This window comes from Coleofasciculus sp. F4-SAH-05, assembly GCF_040222985.1.
GTDB classification, from domain to species: Bacteria; Cyanobacteriota; Cyanobacteriia; order Cyanobacteriales; family Coleofasciculaceae; genus Coleofasciculus; species Coleofasciculus chthonoplastes.
In genome coordinates this window covers 20,491-29,476 of record NZ_JAVKBY010000105.1, presented here as the reverse complement: position 1 = coordinate 29,476, position 8,986 = coordinate 20,491, and the positions used below count along the sequence as shown (strand labels likewise).

The window sequence follows — 8,986 nt, the reverse complement described above, 5'->3', positions numbered from 1 at the left end:
GCTGAGTAGCGAGCAAGATGCTGAGTAGCGAGCAAGATGCTGAGTAGCGAGCAAGATGCTGAGTAGCGAGCAAGATGCTGAGTAGCGAGCAAGATGCTGAGTAGCGAGCAAGATGCTGAGTAGCGAGCAAGATGCTCGCACTACCAGGATTTCGGGATTTCGCCGTTATTGTAGTCAGGGCTTTAGCTCCATTAAACTATACAAAAATGCTTGACCTGCTTGATTGAGATTCTCATTCAGGGAGAAAGTGAGACTCCGAACTTGGATATCATCAATTTTGATATCTAGTCGTTCTTTTAAATCCGTGGGATAGACAAGAAAAGCATGATGACATTTCGTTGCTTTTGCATAGCTAATCATCTGGTAAATATCAGAATCTGCTGCTTTATTGGGGATTTTGTACTTAGTATCGAGTACAGCTTTAACTTTACCTGTATCACGATTACATAGCATTAAATCAATCCTAAATGACCGATTCTGACCAATTTTTATCAGATATTGGGATTGAAACAAAAAGCCTTGAGGTGGGTTTCTCTGAAGCCATGCTGCAACAAACTGTTCGTATAATCGTGCCATGTCAACGAGAAACGGCAGCATCGTGCGATCGCCAAATTTATGACTAGGTGCTGTATGTTCCAGGAAAAAGTGGCAAATGGCGTGTAATGGCTGGTAATCTTCGTTGAGGCGATGGTATTTTCGTCCCAGACAATCTGCTGCTTTAAACGGCTGTAAGCTTACTAATCCTTGCAATGTACGATGAGCTTTGCGTACAGTAGGAAGCACTCGTTCACTACATAGTCCACTGCGAGTAATGCAGTATATTGTCCAGGTAAGGATTTGGTTATCGGGGATATCGCTACTATAGTCTTGATAATCGCAGATTGGTTGAATTATCCAGGGTTTTTGAAGCGTTTTCTGGACGTTTAAGCGTCCCCGAATATAAGATGTTTGGTTAGTTTTTGAAATATAATTACGGTAGAACCCTTTCCGATAAAGATTTAAAATACCTTGAGCTAGAATAAAAGCCAACTCGCTATAAAATCCAGCTAGCGATTGACTGTTAGTCAATCCGAGTAAAAATTTAAATGTCTTGAAATTGTAGACATATTCCAGCATACCAAAAAGGTTGGCAAGGGGGACTTTAGGGTGGAGAATAATTTGCCAGTTTGGGGTTAAAGGAATATGACCAATCCAGCCTTTAGCTGTGAGTTGCCAAACATCATGGGTTTGGGTGTACTTAAGATTAATTTCTATCTGTTTAGGGTAGTCTTGCTTTAATTTGTCAATAAGAGATTGTGGGATATGATCACGACTAAAATGTTTAGAGGTATACTCAGTTAACTCGATCAGTTCCATGACGGTTTAATTATCTCTAAAGTAGATTAGCTCATGATTTTAGATTCAATCCTTTGCCAGCGAAACTCCTCGACTTTATCGGGTTGATCAAAAAAGTATTCTTCTAGATATGGCTCAATCTCCATTTGCCAAATATCGGCAATATGTTTATCTAGGTTTTCGGTCAAAAAGAATGAGATACCCAATTCATAATGCTTGTCCGCGATCGCACGATTTAACCGGGCAAGTTCCTGAATCAATTTTTCAATAGGAAAATCTGTTTTATGTTTTTCGTGATACCGTCGTAGTACCTGATAATTCGGGCGAAGTTCAATAAAAGCAAAGCGACGACGTAAAGCGTGATCAACTAATGCGATAGAGCGATCCGCCGTGTTCATTGTGCCGATAATACGGACATTTTTAGGGATACTAAACTGTTCACGATTCCCAGCTAAACGAATTTTTTTATCGCGATATTCGAGTAAATACATGAGTTCACCAAAGACTTGAGCGAGATTAGCACGATTGATTTCATCAATAATTAGAACACATAAACCTTGGCAAGCTTCTGCTTTTTGGCAGAATTCTAGGAAACGTCCAGGAACTAAAGGATAAGTCAATACACCATCTTCAGTTTGTGGGCGGATACCCTGGATAAAGTCTTCATAAGAATAGGCAGGATGGAATTGTACGACTTCCATAAAACCATCACCACTACTAATTATATAGTGAGCAACTTTTTCAGAAATAAAGGTTTTGCCTGTTCCGGGTGAACCATAAAAAATGACTTGTTTTTTTCGCTCAATTACTTTTGCCCATTTATTGAGTATTTCTGGATATAAACCTGTTTCTTGAGTCCATTGCGTCGCCGTATAGTCTTGAATAGATTCAGTAGCAGAGGTAAATGACAGTTCATCACCAATCGGTAAAATTTCAGGTTCAGCTAGATTATACTGCTTAATCGTAACTAACCAGTGGCAAAACATATCAAATAAATCATTATCGTGCAAAGCTGGAACACCGGGTTTGTGCATTTCCTGAATTAATTGTTGAATCAGGTTATGTCCGATAATGTTGACTACTGGATAATGAATTAATTTTTGGCTATACGCTGTATCAGCAAAGTCATTAATAACCTGGAGCGTTTTTGAGTTGATTGAGATAAAATAATTAGGTTGTAATGCATTAAGTATAGGTGTCAGCAGTTCCATAGGAAAAGCTGGGCAATAGTTTTGTGTATAAAAATCACAGCAAGCCTCAAGTAACTGCTGAGGATGGTTATTACAGCGACTGATAAATTTCAATATTGCTTTACCCAAATGATTAATTTGTATATAACTTAAATTAGCGCTATTATTATCCCGATTATTTAAGGCAAAAATTTCCTGTTCAAATAGCTGGTAAACTATAGGTTCTACTAAGTCTTCATTAGCCTCTAAAGTTGCCGTTATAGCTTCAAACTTTCGACACCACTGCTGACGCTGATCATCGTAGAAAGCGATGCAACGAAGCCCCTGTGCTGTGTAAGCAAAGGATTTTATGAATTCCCGAAATAAAGGAATAAACTCAAATCGATTTTGCACAAAATTTATACCTCTTAATTTCAAAGTTTAATTTTTTGATTCAATTAAAATCAGCACCCAATGTTACTACTGTGTCATCGATTTAACCCAAATTAATTCACCATGAGTAAGATATCGATAACACTGAGGAGGAATAATGTGAGGCTTTTTTTTTCTTAACGTGTCCAAATGAATAGGCTTTCTAAATCGTTGAATGTTTTTACAAAATATACCGACACCAACTGAAGCGCCTTGATAATAATTGTCAAATATTTTACGATCAACTGCTGCTTTTTCTTTGACTTTATGCCAAAAAGTATTAAGGTTTTTAGGTAGGTCTTCAACGAGCATTTTTTCAACTTCAAATGAACCCACTAAAGCTCTTTCTGGAGAAGAAACATAGATCAAAACCAAATCGCCTGCTTGCAATCGAGTGCGAACCCGACGTAGCTCAACTTGCTTAGTTCCAGCGAATATTTGATCAGCATATTGGGGTTTAATTGACAACAACAAGATATTGCTTGGTTGTGTAAACATATACTAATTTGAGGCATAGATTCCCAGAGTATAAATTTTAGCAAATTTTTCCTTGGAAATGTACACAGGGCTTTGTATATTACCTTGTTTTCCTAAAATCGTTTTAACATTTTTTAATAATACGGGTTTAACAAACAGCTCAGTATCGCCAAATCTTATAGCCATAATATCGTCATCTTGCTTTTGAGCAATGTCGATTACATTATCCAATTCATATATCCCTAAGTTTCGGAAACGTCGATATAGTTCTTTGGGCTTACCAATGACAACTTCATCCAATCTTGAGCAAGCTCGAATGGCACTTACCCCTTTGTATCCACCATCTTTATCACGACTCACATACCAAAGAATTCTACCTCGTACTCCTGGTTTGAGTTCTTGAGGAGCTGGATGCTTAGACTTATAGTAAACAGCTTCTCGATTTAGGGCAATGTTTTGCTTTGTTGCCCCCAATAAAGTTTGATTTGCTAATTTTGAGTCGAATAACTGATGCGCCCAAAAAGGATGAATCGGAATAATAAAAGTAGGACTATTGGAATCAATAATTTTTAAAGGATAAAGAACTCGTTCAAGATCTGACATAGCGGCAATAGTATTGACAGAGTTTTCATGCTTCAGGGTTTGAACGAAGTAATTAATAAACTGGTAATCTTTACCTAAACTTTTCGCAAGTTTATCAAGATGTACAGCTAGCGTTGATACTGTTTCAGCTTTCGCTATATTCGCTTTTAACCAGCCATGAGTTGCCGTCACAAACATATCTTTTTGAATGGCTGTCTTGACAACATCTTGTAAGTGTATATCAGTAATTAGAGTAAATGATCGATGTTCACGAGCTGAAATTGAAATGGCTTGAAAAAGCAGATGGTGTGCCAGAGTTCCGGCTAAAGGATTTTCCCTTACCCGAAGCATAGGAATCTCTAGCTCATAGTCTTTGTGCCGCTCATACACGACTAACGCCGTTGGTTCTTGTTCTCCTTCTAAAATCACTAAACACTCAAACTTATCGTTTTCAGTGATAAAACGACGTAAATTTTGTTGAAATTCTGCTTTAGTTTCACCTTGTTTATCCGCGTTAAAGTTTTTATAAAAGCTATTGTCTTTCAAGTTTTGAACTCGAACCTGTTTTAACGATGTTCCGGCAAGACGTACAGGCTGATATTCGGTTATATTTTGTAGATGTTCTAATTTGTTAATTAGATCAGATTTACCGTAATCTAACCACCAATATGTATTAAATTTTCCAGGTGTTTTAGCTGGTTCATCATATTTAGCTACAAAACCTAATTTAGACCATAAATTTTGTAATTGATAATCACGGCGACAGGTCAAACCAATGCCACTATAGTCTTGAGTTAATTGAATAAGGTGATCAACCAATTTTTTTGCTATTCCTTTACCTCGATAGGATGGATCAAGGCACAAATGAATAATAGTTACCCGATTATAAGAACGCGACGTTCTATATAAGAGATATCCAATACAGTTTTCTGGAGATGCAAGCGCACAAATAATTTTTCGATTAGCTGCATATTCCTCAAAAGCGCCTTTTGGAAAAAAGCTAAGAGTAGGTTGATTGGCATCACCGAGAGCAATGACGGTTTGTAGGTGATGAGATTTATCATCAATTACTTTAATTTCTATCTGTTCTACCACTGTTTCTTACCTCCTAAGTCCTATTGATAGGATTTGAGTTGATGTCAATGAATCTAAAATCTGGATAATTATCTTTAATTTTTTGAAGGCGTCGAACTAACTCAATGCCATCCATATCAGGAAGTCCAATATCAACAATCCCAACATCGGGTTTAGCTTTTTCCAGTAAACTTAACCCGTCAGCACTATTGGCGGCTTCACCCACCCATTCAATCTCATGACTCTGTTGCAAAGCTGTTCTGAAGCCTATACGAGTGAGTTTATGATCTTCAATCAAAACGACTCTAATTTTACTTGTTAACATTTTTTGGTGGTACAGAATTTATGTCCAGGTACTTATCTGAGGATGAATGGTGCTGACTTAGGGCTGGTGGGCAATGCCCACCCTACGGTATGTCGAGGGTTTGGGTGTCTAAGGGGGAATCAGGTATTGCCATGCATCTTAGCGTACCCTGGAAGCTAAAGCGCGATCGCACTCCCGTAACTGCTACCCTTAGGCTAGGTGTCTCTAGACTTCCAGAACCTTGTACCCTGAAGAGTAGAACAGTTATCCATCAACACAGGAACCGCTATGCAAAAGTACCTACCTTTAGTTGCTCGGATTTTTATCTCCGCTATTTTTATCAAGTCGGGGATTAGTAAAATTTTCGGTTTCGCTGGCACTCAAGAGTCTATGGCTGCTAGCGGAATTCCTTTTGCTGGTATCGTTCTGGTTCCTACTATTATTGTATTAGTTGGTGGCGGACTCTCAGTTTTATTCGGTTACAAAGCCCGTTGGGGAGCCTTATTATTGATTGGCTTTTTAATTCCCGCTACCTTAATTTTTCACAGCCAGTTTCCTGAAGAAGAAATTGCCTTTTTCAAGAATTTAGGCTTAATGGGCGGATTATTTATGGTTGTCGCATTTGGTGCAGGTGAGATTAGTTTGGATCAGCACAGCGAATCCTCTTCTATGCAGTCGGCGAAATAGCTTGGTCATTTGATTAGCATAAACTGAGGAAGAGAGAGGAGGTGTAAGCTGTTCTGCATTTACACCTTAATGGAACAATAACGAATTCCTGGTAATGCGAGCATCTTGCTCGCTATTAATAGCAAATTTATCGCTACTACTACCCAACTTCAATGTATGACAACGTATTCGTTATTAACTGACAATAAAAAATCCGCGATCGCACTTCAATATCCGTTACAATGTATGGAGGGAATACCTCCGAATTTTCAGGAGGAGGCAATTATGCCAATTCAAAGCCACAACACAATGGGAAAAGTTTTCACCCAATTGACAATTATTAACCGAGCTGACCAAATTCGGGCAGAAGATGGGACAATTTCACCTGAACAAATTCGGTCACTCACTCTGGAAAATGTATTGGTAGACACAGTAGCCACTACCTTATGTTTGCCACCAGACGCGATTACTTCACTGGGACTAAAAATCCTCAAAGAAGTAGACGTAGGCACAGCCATGGGTATTGGCAAAGCCCGAATTTTCCGAGATGCCACTCTCTCTATATTGGGTAGAGAAGGAACCTTCGAGTGTTTGGAATTACCCGGTGGTGCAGATGCGCTTTTGGGCGTGATACCGTTAGAAGCATTGGGGTTAAACATAGATGTGCAAAATCAAACCTTGAAGCCGTTACCTATCAGTCCAACCGATACCTATTTGACAATTTTGTAGGAATATATAATTAAATTAATTGAACAAGCTTTGGAACATCTGTTGAGTTGAGCGAAGTCGAAACCCAACCTACTTAGGGACTTAACATGAATGCTACTGACTGGTCTGCTGGTGGGCAATGCCCACCCTACGGTATATCCTAAATTCCGCAGATCTCTTAATGCTTATTTCAGTGCCATTCGACTCAACATCCGTTACGACAAATGACGAATGACGAATGACGAATAACAAATAACAAATGACAAATGACAAATGACGAATGACAAATTACTGTATTAATCCAAACTGCCCAAACCCTGAAAACTCAATAACTCAAAACTTCTGCCCAACGTGCGGCACAAAACTTATCCTCGCAGAACGATATCGTCCGCTGCGACTTCTAGGTGCTGGAGGATTTGGTAGAACCCTGTTAGCCGAGGATACATCTCAACCCTCAACCCCTTACTGTGCCATCAAACAATTTTATCCCCAAGGACAAAACAATTCCCCAAAAGCTGCCCAATTATTTCATCAAGAAGCGGAACGTTTACAAGAATTAGGTAACCATCCCCAAATCCCTGAATTCTTAGCCTATTTTGAGCAGGATAATTGTCAGTACATTGTCCAGGAATTTATTGATGGACAGAATCTGAATCAAGAGTTAGCCCAACTCGGTGCATTTTCCGAAAAGCAGGTTCGCTCTCTGCTGAGTGACTTACTCCCCGTACTGCAATTTATTCACCAAGGCAACGTCATTCATCGAGATATTAAACCGGAGAATATTATTCGGCGGCGTCGCGATAATAAATTAGTCCTCGTCGATTTCGGGGCGGCGAAATATGCGACCTGGACAATATTAGCCAAAACGGGGACAACCATTGGTTCTGCTGGATATGCTGCACCTGAACAAACCTTTGGGAAAGCTGTCTTTGCTAGCGATATCTATAGTTTGGGCGTTACCTGCATTCACTTGTTAACCCAAATACAGCCGTTTGATTTATATGAACCCCTAGAAAGTGGGTTTATCTGGCGACAGTATTTAGTTAATAATCCAATTAGTCAAGACTTGGCTGAACTGCTGGACAAAATGATTAATCCGGTGATGAAACAGCGCTATCAATCGGTTGAGCAAGTTCTCCAAGATTTCCATCACGGTGGAACAAGTCGGGTAACGATTCAACAAACTATTCCATCTCAACCCCTAAACGTTAATGCTTCGCTGGTCAATACAATTCAAGGTCATGGTGGGAGAATCTCCACTATCACCTTCAGCCCCGATAAAAAAAGTCTGGCTAGTGGTAGTGTTGATAAAACGATTAAACTGTGGCAAGTGAGTATGGCATGGGAAATTCGTACCTTTGGTGGCTGGTTTTCTGGGAAGCACAGTAAGGAGATCACCTGTCTGGCATTTAGCCCGGATGGAAAATATCTAGTCAGTGGAAGTCGGGATGAAACCCTAAAATTATGGCAGGTACAAACCGGAAAACAATTGGTTAGTGTCAAAAGCCATAAAGGTGGGGTTGATTCAGTCGCTTTTAACCCCAATAAACGTTTTGTGGCGAGTTGCGGTAGAGATAACAAAATTCGGATTTGCCAGAGTAACACGTTGAAAACGATACAGGTTTTATCGAGTCGTTCCAGTGGATTTAATTGTGTCGCCTTTAGTCCCGATAGGCAAATCTTGGCGAGTGGAAGTGGGTATCGAACCATTAAACTGTGGTACGTTCCCCACTGGCAAAGGTTAGGAACTCTAGCCGGACATATCAATTCCGTTGATGCGATCGCGTTTAGTCCTGATAGTATGATTCTAGCCAGTGGCAGTGCAGACGCGACGATTCGGTTATGGGATATTCGCACTCTGACTCAAACCACCTTGATACAAGGGAATTTTCCCCAAGTGCGTTCCCTCGCCTTTAGTCCCGATGGGCGTCTCCTCGCCAGTTGCGGTGGTGATAACACGATTAGAATTTGGGATGTTGCAACTGGACAAGAATGTTGTACTCTCGAAGGACATACGGACATTGTTCAGGTTGTGGCATTTAGCCCCGATGGACAAACCTTGGCGAGTGGGAGTTTGGATAAAACGATTAAAATTTGGCGTGTTTGGTAAGTATGTTGGGTGGGGACAATTAAAGTTAACGGTGGGGATCGTCATTTGTCATTCGTCATTCGTCATTCGTCATTCGTCATTCGTCATTTAGTCGGGGCGGGTGTAGGGTGCGTTAGCAAAGCGTAACGC

8 protein-coding genes and 1 pseudogene are annotated in these 8,986 nt (G+C 40.0%); 3 read left to right on the top strand and 6 right to left on the bottom strand.

The genetic code is table 11. From position 1 onward, the window contains the following. Positions 1-174 precede the first annotated feature (174 nt). The 5 genes and pseudogenes from RIG27_RS13590 to RIG27_RS13570 form a co-directional block, all read right to left on the bottom strand. Positions 175-1,356 carry an McrC family protein gene (locus RIG27_RS13590; protein WP_446345904.1) on the bottom strand — a complete coding sequence of 394 codons (1,182 nt, stop codon included), beginning with the start codon at positions 1,354-1,356 and terminating at the stop codon, positions 175-177. A gap of 26 nt (positions 1,357-1,382) precedes the next feature. After that, entirely contained in the window at positions 1,383-2,918 is a 1,536-nt protein-coding gene (locus RIG27_RS13585) for an McrB family protein (protein WP_446345902.1), read from the bottom strand. Positions 2,919-2,984: 66 nt separating this feature from the next. Then, on the bottom strand, positions 2,985-3,434 hold the full coding sequence (locus RIG27_RS13580; RefSeq protein WP_446345900.1) for an ASCH domain-containing protein: 450 nt from the start codon (positions 3,432-3,434) through the stop codon (positions 2,985-2,987). Positions 3,435-3,437: 3 nt separating this feature from the next. Continuing rightward, complete coding sequence (locus RIG27_RS13575) at positions 3,438-5,090, bottom strand: GNAT family N-acetyltransferase (protein ID WP_446345898.1); 1,653 nt, start codon at positions 5,088-5,090, stop codon at positions 3,438-3,440. Positions 5,091-5,166: 76 nt separating this feature from the next. Next, positions 5,167-5,394: pseudogene (locus tag RIG27_RS13570) on the bottom strand (response regulator); the annotation flags it as partial. 267 nt (positions 5,395-5,661) lie between these two features. Here RIG27_RS13570 and RIG27_RS13565 point away from each other — a divergent pair. Both RIG27_RS13565 and RIG27_RS13560 read left to right on the top strand, forming a co-directional pair. Beyond that, positions 5,662-6,060 (top strand): DoxX family protein, encoded by a 399-nt coding sequence (locus RIG27_RS13565; RefSeq protein WP_446345896.1) that lies wholly within the window; start codon positions 5,662-5,664, stop codon positions 6,058-6,060. 264 nt (positions 6,061-6,324) lie between these two features. Further along, entirely contained in the window at positions 6,325-6,768 is a 444-nt protein-coding gene (locus RIG27_RS13560; protein WP_446345910.1) for an aspartyl protease, read from the top strand. Between the two features lie 93 nt (positions 6,769-6,861). Here the strand turns inward: RIG27_RS13560 and RIG27_RS13555 are convergent, their stop codons facing one another. Beyond that, a complete protein-coding gene (locus tag RIG27_RS13555) occupies positions 6,862-7,020 on the bottom strand; it encodes a hypothetical protein (protein WP_446345894.1) in 159 nt (52 codons plus the stop codon). Between the two features lie 7 nt (positions 7,021-7,027). Between RIG27_RS13555 and RIG27_RS13550 the strand changes: the two genes are divergently transcribed. After that, positions 7,028-8,857: a protein kinase domain-containing protein gene (locus RIG27_RS13550; protein WP_446345892.1), complete on the top strand. Its 1,830-nt coding sequence runs from the start codon at positions 7,028-7,030 to the stop codon at positions 8,855-8,857. Positions 8,858-8,986 lie beyond the last annotated feature (129 nt).

Bases quoted from the DNA above. Each gene is read 5' to 3' on its own strand.
- RIG27_RS13565 (WP_446345896.1), top strand. From the start codon at position 5,662: ATGCAAAAGTACCTACCTTTAGTTGCTCGGATTTTTATCTCCGCTATT.
- RIG27_RS13560 (WP_446345910.1), top strand. From the start codon at position 6,325: ATGCCAATTCAAAGCCACAACACAATGGGAAAAGTTTTCACCCAATTG.
- RIG27_RS13550 (WP_446345892.1), top strand. From the start codon at position 7,028: ATGACAAATTACTGTATTAATCCAAACTGCCCAAACCCTGAAAACTCA.
- RIG27_RS13580 (WP_446345900.1), bottom strand. From the start codon at position 3,434: ATGTTTACACAACCAAGCAATATCTTGTTGTTGTCAATTAAACCCCAA.
- RIG27_RS13590 (WP_446345904.1), bottom strand. From the start codon at position 1,356: ATGGAACTGATCGAGTTAACTGAGTATACCTCTAAACATTTTAGTCGT.